The sequence below is a fragment of the Psychrobacter sp. genome (genome assembly GCF_049295055.1).
Classification (GTDB): Bacteria; Pseudomonadota; Gammaproteobacteria; order Pseudomonadales; family Moraxellaceae; genus Psychrobacter.
The window spans coordinates 167,437-183,271 of the sequence record NZ_JBAQQF010000033.1 but is presented as its reverse complement, the minus strand read 5'-3'; the positions used below and the strand labels follow the sequence as shown (position 1 = coordinate 183,271).

13 protein-coding genes are annotated in these 15,835 nt (G+C 42.2%); 2 read left to right on the top strand and 11 right to left on the bottom strand.

The window, feature by feature from the left end; all coding sequences use genetic code 11:
- The first annotated feature begins 267 nt into the window (after window positions 1-267).
- Complete coding sequence (gene asd, locus WAZ74_RS04955; RefSeq protein WP_422306397.1) at window positions 268-1,401, top strand: aspartate-semialdehyde dehydrogenase; 1,134 nt, start codon at window positions 268-270, stop codon at window positions 1,399-1,401.
- Between the two features lie 58 nt (window positions 1,402-1,459).
- Here the strand turns inward: asd and WAZ74_RS04950 are convergent, their stop codons facing one another.
- Window positions 1,460-2,173, bottom strand: coding sequence for an SOUL family heme-binding protein (locus WAZ74_RS04950; protein ID WP_422306395.1), 714 nt, complete (start codon window positions 2,171-2,173; stop codon window positions 1,460-1,462).
- A 222-nt stretch (window positions 2,174-2,395) separates the two neighbouring features.
- On the opposite strand from WAZ74_RS04950, the gene tgt reads away from it, so the two are divergent.
- Window positions 2,396-3,547, top strand: a complete 1,152-nt coding sequence (gene tgt, locus WAZ74_RS04945; RefSeq protein WP_422306393.1) for a tRNA guanosine(34) transglycosylase Tgt — start codon at window positions 2,396-2,398, stop codon at window positions 3,545-3,547.
- A 165-nt stretch (window positions 3,548-3,712) separates the two neighbouring features.
- On the opposite strand, the gene WAZ74_RS04940 is transcribed toward tgt, so the two are convergent.
- The 10 genes from WAZ74_RS04940 to uppS all read right to left on the bottom strand — a co-directional run bounded on the left by WAZ74_RS04940 (window position 3,713) and on the right by uppS (window position 15,804).
- A complete protein-coding gene (locus WAZ74_RS04940) occupies window positions 3,713-3,844 on the bottom strand; it encodes a methionine/alanine import family NSS transporter small subunit (RefSeq protein WP_201543419.1) in 132 nt (43 codons plus the stop codon).
- 52 nt (window positions 3,845-3,896) lie between these two features.
- Window positions 3,897-5,414 (bottom strand): sodium-dependent transporter, encoded by a 1,518-nt coding sequence (locus tag WAZ74_RS04935; RefSeq protein ID WP_422306391.1) that lies wholly within the window; start codon window positions 5,412-5,414, stop codon window positions 3,897-3,899.
- Window positions 5,415-5,713: 299 nt separating this feature from the next.
- Entirely contained in the window at window positions 5,714-6,493 is a 780-nt protein-coding gene (gene lpxA, locus WAZ74_RS04930; protein ID WP_422306389.1) for an acyl-ACP--UDP-N-acetylglucosamine O-acyltransferase, read from the bottom strand.
- Between the two features lie 178 nt (window positions 6,494-6,671).
- Window positions 6,672-7,181, bottom strand: coding sequence for a 3-hydroxyacyl-ACP dehydratase FabZ (fabZ, locus tag WAZ74_RS04925; protein WP_422306387.1), 510 nt, complete (start codon window positions 7,179-7,181; stop codon window positions 6,672-6,674).
- 117 nt (window positions 7,182-7,298) lie between these two features.
- Window positions 7,299-8,315 carry a UDP-3-O-(3-hydroxymyristoyl)glucosamine N-acyltransferase gene (gene lpxD, locus WAZ74_RS04920; RefSeq protein WP_422306385.1) on the bottom strand — a complete coding sequence of 339 codons (1,017 nt, stop codon included), beginning with the start codon at window positions 8,313-8,315 and terminating at the stop codon, window positions 7,299-7,301.
- Between the two features lie 150 nt (window positions 8,316-8,465).
- Window positions 8,466-10,889, bottom strand: coding sequence for an outer membrane protein assembly factor BamA (gene bamA, locus WAZ74_RS04915; RefSeq protein ID WP_422306383.1), 2,424 nt, complete (start codon window positions 10,887-10,889; stop codon window positions 8,466-8,468).
- Between the two features lie 263 nt (window positions 10,890-11,152).
- Complete coding sequence (gene rseP / locus WAZ74_RS04910; protein WP_422306381.1) at window positions 11,153-12,547, bottom strand: RIP metalloprotease RseP; 1,395 nt, start codon at window positions 12,545-12,547, stop codon at window positions 11,153-11,155.
- A 74-nt stretch (window positions 12,548-12,621) separates the two neighbouring features.
- Window positions 12,622-13,839 (bottom strand): 1-deoxy-D-xylulose-5-phosphate reductoisomerase, encoded by a 1,218-nt coding sequence (gene ispC / locus WAZ74_RS04905; protein WP_422306379.1) that lies wholly within the window; start codon window positions 13,837-13,839, stop codon window positions 12,622-12,624.
- A gap of 193 nt (window positions 13,840-14,032) precedes the next feature.
- A complete protein-coding gene (locus tag WAZ74_RS04900; RefSeq protein ID WP_422306377.1) occupies window positions 14,033-14,842 on the bottom strand; it encodes a phosphatidate cytidylyltransferase in 810 nt (269 codons plus the stop codon).
- Between the two features lie 215 nt (window positions 14,843-15,057).
- Complete coding sequence (uppS, locus tag WAZ74_RS04895) at window positions 15,058-15,804, bottom strand: polyprenyl diphosphate synthase (RefSeq protein WP_422306375.1); 747 nt, start codon at window positions 15,802-15,804, stop codon at window positions 15,058-15,060.
- Window positions 15,805-15,835: the final 31 nt, after the last annotated feature.

Sequence of the window (15,835 nt, the reverse complement as noted above, 5' to 3'; positions counted from 1 at the left end):
CAATCTCAATGCTTATACTCATATTTACCTTATATTAGCAGGCACTCATGCGCGCTCATTTTACTGATAGTTATAGTCAGTTTAAAACTAAGGAGAATAGCCTAGCAAATATCTTGTTAACACTAATAACCCAAAGTTATACTAAGCATAGTTAATAGTGCTTATAAAACACTTAAAATAGTCTAAAAAACCTTGCTTTTTCAAGCTATTCACGGCATTGTTATCGGTTGGCAATGCAACAATTTATTGTAAAAAGGATTAAGTTTCATGAGTAATTTAACAGTAGGCTTGGTAGGCTGGCGCGGTATGGTCGGGTCAGTATTAATACAACGTATGACGGAAGAAAAAGACTTTGATGGTATTACGCCAGTGTTTTTTTCGACCAGTAATGCAGGCGGTGATGCGCCAAGCTTTGATGGTATTCAGACCAGCCAACTAAAAGATGCTCATGATATTAAAACCCTTGCTACTTGTGATGTCATTATTACTTGTCAAGGTGGCGACTATACCTCAAAAGTCCATCAGCCACTGCGTGATAGTGGCTGGAACGGTTATTGGATTGATGCGGCAAGTACATTACGCATGGAAGATGACAGCATCATCATTCTTGATCCTGTCAATCGCTCTGTCATTGATAGCGCACTGGCTGATGGCAAAAAAGACTTTATCGGTGGTAACTGTACCGTGTCGCTGATGCTAATGGCTATCGGTGAGCTCTTTAATAAAGGCTGGGTCGAATGGGTCAGCGCCATGACGTATCAAGCAGCGAGTGGTTCTGGTGCCAACAACATGCGCGAGCTCATCGAAGGCATGGGTGTATTGCATGATGCGGTTAAAGACGAACTTGCCAATCCTACCAGCGCTATCCTTGAAATTGATAAGAAAATCGCTCAGACTCAACGCTCAGATGATTTTCCTAAGCAATACTTTGGCGTGCCATTAGCCGGTAGCTTGATTCCTTATATCGATTCTCAGTTAGAAAACAAGCAGTCTCGTGAGGAATGGAAAGGCGGCGTTGAAACCAACAAAATTCTTGGCAACTCTGAAGCAGATAACATCGCTATCGATGGTATGTGTGTCCGTGTTGGTGCGATGCGCTGTCATGCACAAGGCTTAACGATTAAGCTCAAAAAAGACATTCCGCTAGAAGAAATCGAAGCGGCATTGAAAAATAGCGGTAATGAGTGGTTGGACGTGGTAGAAGACGATAAAGAAGCGACCATGAACCGCTTAACCCCAGTAGCAGTGACGGGTACGTTGACAGTGGCACTAGGTCGTCTGCGCAAGCTGAATATGGGACCTGAGTATCTAGGCGCATTTACCGTCGGTGACCAGCTACTATGGGGCGCCGCAGAGCCATTACGTCGTATGCTGAATATCATCCGCGAGCAAAATAGCTAGACCAAACATTCTGAATATTAGATATAAAAAAGACAGCAAACGCTGTCTTTTTTATGACTTATTTTTGTTGATACGCAATCATAACTTCATTGCACCGCATAAAAGGCAGCGTCCATGGCGGATTATAACGTGCCAGTTCAGGTATACCTGTCACTGCTAAATTTTTTGTCTGCATCCAAGACTGTAGTTCTGACGTTTTAGCAGCCACCTTTTCAGTACCAGCTAGCCCTGAGAACTTAATAACGCCATAAGTCTGTGGCGGCACTTCGATAATAGTGATATCTGGATTATTTGGCTTCGGTAGCGTTTGCAGCGTATATTGGCTTGGCATAGTAAATTGTACGCGCCATTTACCATCATTTTGCTGCTGCTCTTGTTTAATAGACACCGGTGCTGTCATGGCAATTTTTTGCGACTCATTATCACCATTTTTATTTTCAGATTGCTTTACTTCAAATTGCATAGCTACAGGCGCTGTCATACTAATCTTGCTACTTTCTCCACTTGGCGCTGTATTATTACCAAATATATAATCTGCTAAAATCTTAAATCCTGTACGGCTAGCGGTATTTTGGTCGCCAGAAACCCAAGTTTGTGCCACCAATTGATTCTCATAGCGACGCAATTCAAAATCTTCGGTTTGCGACAAGATAGTATAATTTGGTTCTTCGGTAGCCATAGCTGTTCCTGATATTAATAAGGTACTGGTTAATAATACGCCACTTAACGTGAAGCCCTTTAACAAGCGAGTTGCTTTAATCATGTCAATCATGTCATGTCTCAATTATCCGAAAGTATCATGTCACCATTTCTATCTTTCTTCTACTGTAGCAATGAATTGATAACGATGTCTGTAACTTTTGGTTCTATAGCTTTTAGTTCTAGCCCCCTATAAATAGCCTATCAAATCTGTACTGGGCAAACTTCAATGTCCAAAAAAAACTAACAATGCTATAATTAGCGCCATTTTCATAGCTCATATAGCGGTTATCTTATGCAATTTGTCTTACATAAAACAGCCAGCGGCGTCACGCGTGCACGCCGTGGCACGGTTCACCTTAATCATGGCGACGTACAAACACCTGCTTTTATGCCAGTAGGTACTTACGGTACGGTTAAAGGCATGCTACCACGTGATATTGAAGCCATTGGCGCTGACATCATCCTTGGTAATACTTTCCATTTATGGTTACGTCCAGGTACCGATATTATTGATAAATTTGGCGGTCTGCATAAATTTATGCATTGGGATAAACCAATTTTGACTGACTCCGGCGGATTTCAAGTATTTAGCCTTGGCGCAATGCGTAAAATCACCGAAGAAGGCGTGACTTTTAAATCACCTATCGATGGTGCAAAAGTCTTTTTATCACCAGAAAAATCGATGCAGATTCAATATAGCTTGAATTCTGATATCGTGATGCAGTTTGATGAATGTACGCCGTATCCAGCAACTCATGACGAAGCGAAAAAGTCATTAGAGCTGTCATTACGTTGGGGTCAACGCTGCGTTGACGAGCATAAAAAACTTGGCAGTACCAATGCCTTATTTGGCATCATTCAGGGCAGTATGTATGCCGATTTGCGCAAGCAATCACTCGAAGGCTTGCTTGAGATTGGCTTTGACGGTTATGCGATTGGCGGTTTATCTGTTGGCGAGCCAAAAGAAGAGATGATAGAGGTCTTAGATTACATCGCCGATGATATGCCAGCCGATAAGCCACGCTATTTGATGGGTGTGGGTAAGCCTGAAGACCTCGTTGAAGGAGTACGCCGCGGTGTCGATATGTTCGATTGCGTCATGCCTACTCGCAACGCCCGTAATGGTCATTATTTTGTCACAGGCGACGCAGAAAATGCAGGTGTAGTGCGGATACGCAACAGCCAATACCGTACCGATGAAGGTCCATTAGATCCCGAATGTGATTGTTATACTTGTCAGAACTTTAGCCGTGCTTATTTATCTCATCTGAATAAATGTAAAGAGATGCTCGGTGCGCAGCTAGCGACGATTCATAACTTACGTTACTATCAACGTTTGATGCAAGGTATCAGAGACGCGATTGAACAAGATAAATTTGATGAATTCGTCAATGAGTTTTATGCCAAGCGCGGACAGACCGTTCCTGAACTAAACTTGCGTTAATTGACTCTGATTAGATTCTGACTTAATAGCAAGCCTATTATCAAAACGTGTTGAATAGAAAAATGCCAGTCGGCTTGCACTGACTGGCATTTTTGTAGCTATTAAAAAATTTAATAACTTGATAATTAAAAACTTTTACGCTTAAAAAATTCGATGCTTGAAGACTTAAAAATTATCATCTGGCACTTGACTCATTGGAACATCTGGGTTGTTTCTTAGATGTATGATGGAAGCAATCAAGCCACCCCATATAAGTACCATTGAGATAATCATAAAAATAATAGCTGAAGTGCTCATAATAAATTCCTATTGAAATGTTAATCTACCTGCTAACTATTTAGTTTACTAACTAGCGCGCCTCATCAATGGTACGAGCTTTAGCATCTTCTTCATCATGGATGCCCTTAATACGACTTAGTATAAACGCACCTAGACCGAAGAATACGACTACGCCCCAACCAAATAGTAATAAGATAGTTGAAGAATAACCTTCATAAGGTGTTTTGACCAAATCAATAAACTTAAGACCTAAAGCGATAGTAAGTACTGTTGGCGTGATAACGGTTAGCATGAATATCCAAGCGCCGCCTAGTTTGACGCTAGAGATACGATTGCTGTGAGCCAATAAATTTGGAATTTTATGACGGTTAAACCAAGTGACTAAAACAATGGACATCAAACCACCAGCCACGATACCGATGTTATTAGCAAAGTGATCGATGACATCTACTAATACCAATGAGCTACCAGTGGAGAAAGCTGAGATAGAGATGACCGCACATACGCCGCCTATCACAGCAACTGCTTTTTTGCGTGACCAATCAAATTTTTCTTGAAAAGCAGAAATAGGTACTTCTAGAATACTGATTAGCGAGCTAATACCAGCTACCACTAAAGAGCCAAAGAATAAGAAACCAATTAAATCACCACTTGGACCCATAGTAGAAATAATTTTAGGGAATACGAAGAACGCGAGTCCAACACCGCCACTAGCAACTTCAGAGATATCTTGACCTGTCGATACCGCCATAAAGCCGATTGCCGCAAAAATACCGATACCAGCAATAAGCTCAAAAGAAGAGTTCGCAAAACCAACCACTAAGCCTGCGCCTGTTAGGTTTGTATTCTTTTTTAGGTATGAGGCATATGTCACCATAATACCAAAACCTACTGATAGAGAGAAAAAGATGTGTCCGTAAGCTGCTAACCAGACGTTAGGATCTTTCATTTTCACCCAGTTTGGCTCAAAAAAGGCATTTAGGCCGACTATAGCACCCGGTAAATTGACTGCTTTGTATACCATAATACCGAACAATACTAACAACAATGGCAAACAGATTTTATTAGCGAGTTCCACACCCTTACGGATGCCACCAAACATAATTAATATAGATACTGCCCAAACGATGACCAAACCTATGAACATCTGGGGTACGAATACGGAGGTTAAGTCTCCTGTATGTTTGACAAAGTCGCTGACAAAAAAGTTCGTGGTATCTTCACCCCACTTTTGACCGAACGAGAAAAACATATAACTACCAGCCCAAACAATAACGGCTGCGTAATAAATAGCAATCACAAAAGACACTAGCGTCTGCCACCACCCTACAAACTGTCCAGATGGTGAGAATTTTTTGTAAGCACGAGGCGCTGCAGTGCGATATTTATGCCCTATAATATAATCTAAAAATAATAGTGGGATACCTGCTGTTAATAAAGCAATAAGATAAGGCACCATAAATGCCCCACCACCATTATCGTAAGCTACGTAAGGAAATCTCCATATATTACCCAATCCTACTGCTGATCCGACAGCGGCTATGATAAATCCAGTTCTACCAGACCAATTTTCCCTTTGCTGTGCCATGTAACACTCCTAAAATTTATCAATAGTCTCTTTGATCATCTTCAGTATTTATATTATATTAAATGAATTGAGATAATCAAAAAGATAACAAGTCAGCTGTTAGTTAAAATAAGTTGCTGTAACCTTACTACAGACAATAAGTCAGTTTCTGCTAAGCGACCAAAAAAGTCAAGGATTCATAAAAACAAAAAAACCATAACTATTAGCTATGGCTTTTTAGTATTTTAAAGATGACTTACAGAGATTAGATTATTTAGTAATTTGACTTAAAAGGTATTTGATAATTAATAAAATAATACTTAACGAACAACACCGCGACGACTTTTCTGTAAAGATTCAATCAGCAATTCAATTTTTGGCTCTTTCGGCAATAGTTCTTGTTTTAGTATCTCAAGTGCTTGTACCGTCGTTAAGCCAGATCTAAAGACGATACGATAAGCTTGACGCAGTATATCAATCGTATCTTGAGACCAGTCTTTGCGGCGCATGCCTTCGATATTAAGCCCATGTGCTTTGGCAGGATTACCAGAAACCATGGTAAAAGCAGCGACATCTTTTAAAACCAGCGTAGCGCCACCTACCAAGCTGTAATCATCAATGGTACAAAACTGATGAATACCTGAGTTACCACCAATAATCGTATGATTGCCAATGGTTACATGCCCTGCAATACCGACATTATTAGCCAATACATTATAGTCACCGATCAAGCAATCATGAGCAATATGGGTATTGACCATCAGCAAATTGTGATTGCCAATCTTGGTCAGCCCACCATCTTGTTCTGTGCCACGATGCAAGCTACAAGCTTCGCGGATGGTATTATAATCACCAATCTCAAGCCATGTACGCTCACCAGCATATTTTAAATCCTGCGGGTCTTCACCGACGCTTGCAAACTGATAAAACTGATTGTGCTCACCAATACGAGTTAGTCTTGTTACGACCACATGCCGATGCAAAACCGTGTGCGCGCCAATGGAGACTTCATCACCGACAATACAATAAGGGCCAATAGTTGCGGTTTCATCAATATTAGCAGACGGTGAGATGAGTGCTGTTGGATGGATCTGACTCATAATGTGGGCCTTTGTATCATCTGATGCGAGTAAATAGTAAAACAAATACAGACAGTTTAGCGTTATTAACCACCCTAATACTAGCTCTGTTAAAAAATACGACGATCATTATAGTTATTAACATTAACGGCATACTTTGAGCACTCTTGCTTATGCGCTCAAAGTGAGTAAAAGCGTTTTATTGTTCCTGACGGGCAATCATAATTTGAGCACTAGCGGCAAGCTCATCTTCAACGTGTACTGTGCAATCAAACTTATAAATACCGTGCTTTTGCATGACTGTTTTGGCACGAATGATCAGTTGATCGCCAGGGATGACGCGACGCTTAAAGCGTACTTTATCAACGCCTGCAAACAGATATAAATAGCCATCTTCTGCCGTCAATCCTGCACTAATAAAACCAAGCACGCCTGAGACTTGAGCCATGCACTCAACCATCAATACGCCTGGCATAATCGGCTCATCAGGGAAATGACCATTAAAGAACTCTTCGTTAATGGTCACATTTTTAATACCTGTAATGCATTCACCAGGTTTACAAGAAATCACCTTATCGACCAATAAAAAAGGATAACGATGCGGTAGATAATGCTTAAGGGTATGATACGTTAATGGCAACGTTAGACCTTGTTCAGCCAAGCTTTTGATGTCTTCATCAGTTGGGATATCAATATCAGTGATGCTCATAATAGCGCTTCCTTGCTGTGTTTTTAAGTCTTTCTATGTCTTTAAGCTTTACTATATTTTCAAGCTTTGCTGTATTTTTAAGCTTTACTATATTTTTAAATTATATAAATCATCCTACTAATCACGACCGAGCTGGCGAAAACGTACCGCGGCACGGCGCCAGTTAGCCGTTGGCATGGCAGCGGTTCCAGAAGAATAAGAGCCTGCCATTTTGATTGATTTAGTCACCATTGTCATACCAGATAAAATGACATCATCTGTGATTTCAATGTGACCTGTGATACCAACTGCGCCGCCAATAATACAGCGCTTACCAACAGTGGTACTACCAGCAATACCCGTTTGGGCAGCGATAGCCGTACCATCACCGATACGGACGTTATGAGCAACTTGTACGAGATTATCAATAATAACATGACTACCAATCACTGTATCATCAATGGCACCGCGATCAATACAAGTTTGGCTACCGATTCTTACATAATCGCCTATCACCACACGCCCTAGCTGAGCAATACGCTCCCAACCCGTGACACTAGGATTGCTAGTGGGTGCAAAGCCAAAACCTTCAGATCCTATGCTCGCCCCAGCGTGTAATCTCACATGATTACCGATGACACAATCATGGCCTATTACGACTTGTGATTTGATAACGCAATCAGTGCCAATAGTAGTGTCTGCCTCAACAACCACATGAGCGTCAAGACAACTGCGATCACCAATTTGCACCTGTTCACCTATGACGCAAAAAGGCCCGATAGTCACTTGATTACCAATAATGGCACTGTCGGCTATCACTGCACTCGGATGAATACCGCTGTCTGATCGTTGACGAGCAAATAGTTGACTGGCGCTGGCATAAGCTAAATAAGGCGTGGCAACTACCAATGCAACCGTATTTTTTGCCACTCTATCACGGTGCTCTGCAGTGATTAACACCGCCCCTGCTTCACTACTAGTAAGACTAGAGAGATAATGAGGATTGGCCAAAAAACTTAACTGCTGCCGATTAGCCGTAGTTAAATTACCAATGCTGTCTAAATTTAGACGGCATTGCTCAGCGCTAAGCTCAGCCTTATTAAGAACAGGCTGACGCTGCTCGATTTGAGTGATGAGTTGCTCAATGGTTATCATAGTTGGTATTAGTATTGGTATGAATAAAATGGTCGCCAAGCTGAAATATCATCTTGACGACCTACTAAAATCTAACTCTCTCTTAATTTACTTAAATAAAAGCAATGAGAGTCCTTTAAATAACACGATACCATTAGAATATGTGACTAATTAGAACGTATTACCGATTTGGAACTGGACTTTTTCGGTCTCATCGCCATCTTTATCACCGATAGGCACCGCATAGCTCAGAGAAATCGGACCGATTGGCGTATACCAAGTTACGCCTACGCCAGCACTAAAGCGGAATTTATTATCTTGCGTTAATAGTGGTACACCAGTATCGTTGCCAGTAGCTGGATCAATAAAGGTACGATCTTCTTTGTCAGTGGTATCAAATACCTGACCACCTTCAGCAAATAACACTGGACGTACTTGATCCGCCCAATCCCCTTTAAATGGCACTGGTAGAATCAATTCGGTACCAAAGCTGACTAGCGCATTACCACCAACCTCTTCATCTTTAAAACGGACATCATCATTTATCGCATCATTATAGCTTTGCGATTTAGGTCCGAGGGTTGATGCTTCATAACCACGTACCGAACCATAACCACCCGCATAGAAGTTTTCATAGAAGGGTAAATTATTACCATAGCCTAGCTTGGTGTAACCGCGTGCGACCCAGTCTTTGTAGATAGGTTGATAAATACTACCACGATAGACCAGTTTTTGATAACTGGCATCACCAAGACCAATGGTAGCATCTACGGTATGACTCATGCCTTTATTCGGAAATACGGGGCGGTCTATGGTGCTGTAATCCCAACCGAATAATAGGTTGTAGCTCTGATATTCATTTTTAAAACCGGTACGACCAGAGAATTCATCTTGATCATTATTGAACTTCTCAAACGTGCCGCCGTCATCAATAATCTGCTGAACGCTTGATACACCAAGACGGCTACCGCCACGTACAGTCGTGTTATCAACGTTTAAGCCAGCACTCACGCGCTTGGTTTCATCGACAGGATAGCTATAGTTTAACGTAGCACCATAAGCATCGGTAACATAGTTACTAACGTTTCTGTCATCGTATTTGGTTTCACGATAATAGGCACTGATACCTTGTGATACACCATTTTCTGTAAAGTAAGGATCGGTATAGCCCAAGCTATAAGAATCACGCGTCTCTGAACGCGAGAGTGCTGCTTTAACTCGGTCACCAGTTCCCATAAAGTTATTTTGTGTCAGATCCAACTGGAATGTCACACCGCCACTTTGTGAATAACCAGCGGCAATCGTTGAGCTACCAGAAGGCTGCTCTTCAACCGTGTAATTCACATCAACCTGATCTGGCTGATTAGGGACTGGCTTTACATCGACATTGACGCCTTTAAAGAAACCTGTACGCATCAAGCGCGTACGTGACAGCTGGATTTTATCACTAGAAGCCAGTGTGCCTTCTAATTGACGCATTTCACGGCGCAATACTTCATCTTGGGTTTTTAAGTTACCGGCAAAGTTGATACGGCGAACGTAAATAGGACGTGCAGGATCAATGTAATAATCAATATCGACTACTTTCGTTTCATCATTGATACGAGGCACCGGTCTGATTTGGGCAAGATAATAGCCCTCATTACCATAACGACTCTTAAGAGACGCGGTCGTGGCATCGAGTTTGGCTTGTGAGTATTTCTCATTAGGCGCGAAAGTAACCAGCTCTTTTAGCTCATTAGTTTCAAAAGTTGGCTTACCTAGGAAATTGACTTCACCAAACTGATATTGCTCGCCTTCGCTAAGACTTACTTCAATAAAGACACTACTCTTGTCTTCACTGATGTTCAGCACCGCATTGTCTACCGAAAAACGCACGTAACCATCGTTCTGATAAAGGGCTTTTAGATTCTCTAAACTGGCAGCTAGCTTCTCTTTAGCATAGCGATCAGACTTAGATAATAGACGTGTCCATGAGGATTCTTTTACCGCAAAAACCTCTTTAATCTCTTTATCACTAAAGTGCTTGTTACCAATGATATTGATATCGACCACTTTAGCAGGCTTACCTTCAATAAAACGTACATCAAGTTTTACGCGGTTGCCATCAAGCAGCGTTTGATCAACTTCGATATTACTATTGTAATAACCTTGGCTAATATATTGCTGTTGCAGCTCGTTTGCAACGCCCTGTAGCGTAGCTTGCTTAAGCACATCGCCGACAGACAATCCAGCGTTACTAAGCCCTTGCTCAAGCCCTTCTTTCGGAATGAGTTTGTTGCCATCGAAATTAACTTCAGCAATCGTTGGACGCTCAACCACATCAAAGCGCAGCTTACCACCTTCGATACGGCTTTGAATATCTGCGAAGTTTTCAGTCGCATATAGCGCTTTGATACTAGCGGCTAGACTAGCATCATTGACCGTATCACCCACCGAAATAGGTAATACCGGATAGAGACTATCAGGAGTTAGGCGTTGTAGACCATTAAAGCCAATATCAGTGACCACAAATTCTGCAGCTTGAACCGGCATACTCATCATTGCTACAACTAACGGCAACCCAGCCGCGCTCATAAAGAAAGGCGTACGCATAAACACTATCCGTCTATAAAAAACTTGCTTAAGTTAAGTTAAAAAGCACATCTTGTCCAGCCTCTTTCGCGTAAAGTTATCAACACGCTCATGGCAGACTCAGAACACTTTATATAAAACGCTTCATAAAATAAACTAAAAAATACAATTAGTACAGTAGCGATGCTATAAAAGAAACCGCTTAGCAGCCTCATAATCGGTGCATGATAAGCGCAAAACCATTAGTCTATCGCATCTTACCTTCTAAGCTCCAAACTAATCCTTTAAAACAGCCGACTGATATCATTACCAATTGCTAACACCATGAAACCTGCCAGCAAGAGTAAACCGATATTCAAACCCACCATTTGCACGCCTTCAGAAAGTGGCTTACCTCGTATCAGCTCAATGAGATAATACACAATATGACCACCATCTAATACAGGAATGGGCAGAAGATTCAATACAGCGAGGCTTAAGCTGATCAAAGCGGCAGTAGATAATACCATTTGCCAGCTAATATCAAAGCTTTGTTTGGCAACTTTTGCAATAGTAATGGGACCTGATAAATTCTCAAGACCGATCATACCTGATAGCATCTTACCCATTGAGCTGACCGTCATAACCGCTAACTGCTCAGTCTTCTGAAATGATTTGACTAACGACTCGCCAGGACCATAAACAACAGTAGTTTTATACTCATCGGGAATGACAATTTCAGATTGCGCCACCATAGCACCAATCTGCCCATAATCGTTACCTAAATTATCTTTTTTACCTTGTGGCATAATCTGTAACTGCACTGGTTTATCATTACGTAGCACAGTGAAGTTCAGTAAAACTTCGGGACTATCTCGGATAATACGGGTGGCACTAATCCAATCTTCAATTGCTGTACCATTAATCGCAGTGATGCGATCGCCAGCCTTTAAACCTTGACGGCTAGCAGCGCCATCAGGGGTCAAATCACCAACGATCGGTACAATATTCGGTTGCCAAGGTATCATACCAAAGCTCGACAAGGCATCTTTACCTTGCGCTGCGCCCTGCATAAACGCTTTAACGGGTGCCTGATACGTTTTGGTCAAAGCAGTTGAATCAGTCGCATCATTAGCTTTTGTATCCGATTGCAAAGTGACACTGACGTTATCTGTCTCACCCATGCGTCCAGCAAGGCGATAGTTAATGCCTTCCCACGTCTGCACCTCATGCCCATCAATGGCAACGATTTTATCGCCAATGGGTAGCTGAGCCATCGCAGCTGGGGTATCAGGTAATACTTGACCTATTCTGGTGGCCAGTTGCTCAGATGGGGTCATAAACAATACCCAAAATAAAGCAATAGCAATGACAAAGTTCATAATAGGACCAGCGGCAACAATCGCTATTTTCTTTAACGGATGCTGACGATTAAACGCCAAATGCAGCTCTTCCTTTGCCACCTCGCCTTCACGCTCATCGAGCATTTTGACATAACCACCAAGCGGTAATGCTGAAATACGATAATCAATGCCGCTTTTTTTGCTCGTCCAACCAAAGAGTTTAGGGCCGAAACCGATAGAATACGTGAGCACTTTAACGCCGCAGAGTCGCGCCACGATGTAATGACCCCACTCATGCAAAGCAATGAGCGGACCTAAGACAAATATTGCCGCAAGGAGCGTTAATAGAAACGTCATGATCTTTTCTCAGTATTGTTATCAGTATCTTTTATCAATATTTTTTAGAAATTGAATAATGGTACTTGATACGCTTATGCCATTTTTGCCACCAGCTCATTGGTATGACGACGCGCTATGTCATCAATGGCTAAAATCTCATCGATATCGGCAGTCTCATTTAATAGTGGCACCTGTATCTCATTCAATGCTTGCTCATTAATATCAGCAATATCAGTCAGACGAATCTGACCGTTTAAAAAGGCAGCAACGGCTATTTCATTAGCGGCATTCAATATAATTGTTGCTTGTGTCCCTGCTTGCATGGCTTGACGGGCAAGATGCAAGCAAGCAAATTTTTGCAAATCTGGTTTAATAAATTCCAAACCACTTAAAGCAAATAAGTCTAATGGCTGCGAGCCACTATCAATACGATTGGGATAGCTGAGCGCATGAGCAATGGGGGTTTTCATATCGGGACTACCCAGCTGCGCTAAAAAACTGCCGTCGCTATATTCTACCATTGAGTGAATGATACTTTGTGGATGAATCACCACATTTATCTTATTTTCAGGTAGATCAAATAAATGGCAAGCTTCAATCAGCTCAAGCCCCTTATTCATCATCGTTGCAGAGTCGACTGAGATTTTTTGTCCCATCGACCAGTTTGGATGTTTGACCGCTTCTGCGACGCTAGCTTGCTGCATCTGAGCAAACGACTGCTGCAAAAATGGCCCACCAGAGGCGGTTAACCATAGCTTGCGTACGCCATGACGTGGCTGATGAATCTGGGTATTGTCTTGTTGAATAGCAGACGGTAAACATTGGAAGATAGCATTGTGTTCTGAGTCAAGCGGCAATAAGGTAGCATGGTGCGTTTTAACCGCCTTAATCATTACTTGCCCGGCCATCACCAGCGCTTCTTTATTAGCTAACAAAATACGCTTGCCTGCACGTGCTGCAGCTAAAGTAGAAGGCAATCCTGCTGCGCCCACGATAGCCGCGACGACGGTATCGGTTTGCGAGTCGGTAGCAATATCTATTAACCCTCTAGCACCGCCTACCACCTCGATATTTAGACCTGCCGCACTAAGTCGCTGGGCAAAGTCATCGACTGCTGCTGTCGGTACACTGACACGCTTGGGCAAAAACTGCTGGCAGAGCGCAAAAAGTTTATCTAAACGATGGTAGCCTGATAAAGCATAAACGTCGTAATGCTGTGGTTGCGCCGCCAAGATTGCTAACGTGCTATCGCCAATCGAGCCTGTCGCGCCTAGTACGGCGATGCGTTGGATGCGCTGGGTCATAACCATCGGTGCCTATAAATGATACTGTGTAAAATTAAATAAGAAATCAAGAAGGCGCCTGACAAATAAGACGTCAAAGATATCAAGCGTATTAATTATAGATATTAACAAATAAGACTAAGACATTTACTCAGATCAATAGCTCAGCCTAATTGCTATAAGCTGCTATAAAATAAGCATCTGTTATACCTTGCCAGTCCTAAACTACTATCAAACCTAACTGCTGTATCGCCCAAAAACCAAGCGCAAATATCGGTGTGGCAGATAACAGCGAATCGATACGGTCGAGTACACCACCATGACCCGGTAAAATCGTTCCTGAGTCTTTAACATCAGCACGGCGCTTGAGCATCGACTCAAACAAGTCACCCAGTACTGACGCCAAAATCGTCAGCGCAGATAATGCCACAAATGCGATTAACGGCACGCCAGTTAATTGTAATTTAAAGACGCTGATTACAATCACGACTAGCAAACCAGTGATTAAACCGCCCGCCAGCCCTTCCATACTTTTATTGGGTGAGACATTCGGTGCCATTTTGCGGCGACCAAGCTTACGTCCAACAAAGTAAGCGCCGCTATCAGCACACCATACCAATAAAAAGACATAGAGTAACCACCATGCTGATAACTGCCATAAGTAGAACATAGCGGTAATCGATGCGGTCAATATCACTGCCCCCATCAATGCCAATTGCTTACCATACCAATTGGTTTTTGTTGGGAAAACCCTTACCCAAGACAGCGCCATTAACCATATAACAAGAGAGGCAGCCCACCAAAACAGCCAAGTGACTTTAAACATCAGCGACACTAATGTCAGCGCCAGCACCAATAGTACGAATAACGCAGGATGACGCCATTTTGGCATTAATTTAGTCCACTCATGCGCCGCGATAATCACGCCGATAGCCAATAGCGGTGCAAACAAAATAGGACTTTGGCTCGCAAACATTGCAATACCAACGATAATAACGAGAACAATTGCCGTCTTAATTCGTTGCCACATACGTATCGAGCCTTATAGTAATGAAGAGCATTTGATCAAAATTGCATGATAACCGCTCACTATAATAGCGCATTGACAGTGCTTAACGCTAATAATAGTGATTAACGCTAATAATAGTCATTAAAGCTGCTTAATATTCCCAAAACAACAAAAACTGAGTCTTTAATTTGATCTAATAAAACATCGTTAAGATAACTATTATTTTAAAAGCACCGTTATTCTGTCATTATTTGTTCGCTAGTTTTGCCAAAGCGCCGTTGACGCTGGGCGAACTCTTCTATCATGGCTGCAAGCTCGTTTACGGTAAAGTTTGGCCATAGGGTTTGGGTAAAGAAAAGCTCTGCATAGGCTGATTGCCACAATAAGAAATTAGAGAGACGGTATTCGCCGCCAGTACGTATCAACATATCTACCGCCGGCGCATCCGCCAATTGGACGTATTTTCCAAGACTCTCTTTATCAATATCTTCGGCTTTTAGTTCACCTGCCTGCACTTGTAGTACCAGCTGTTTAGCTGCATGAGCAATATCCCACTGTCCGCCATAGCTGATCGCAATGACTAATGTCATGGCTTCAAAATCCGCCGTTTCTGCTTCAGCATCTGCCATCAATACTTGTAAATCATCACTAAGCTGACTACGATCACCGATAAAACGCAAACGAATACGATACTTCACCATACGTGGCATTTGCTCATTGATGGTTAAGCTAAGCAGATGCATCAGTAATGCCACCTCAGTCGGTGGACGTTGCCAGTTTTCACTTGAAAAGGCAAATACCGTTAAAACCTCAATACCAGTACTAACACAATACTCGACAATAGGATCTAGCGCATCTTTACCAGCGACATGCCCTTGACCTTTACCCAAATTATTGACTTTACCATAACGGTTATTACCGTCCATGATGATGGCGATGTGTCTTGGAAGAAGGGCTGGAGCTAAAGTATCTGAAATAGACATAGGCTAACTTGTTTTTTATTGAGGTGAAATA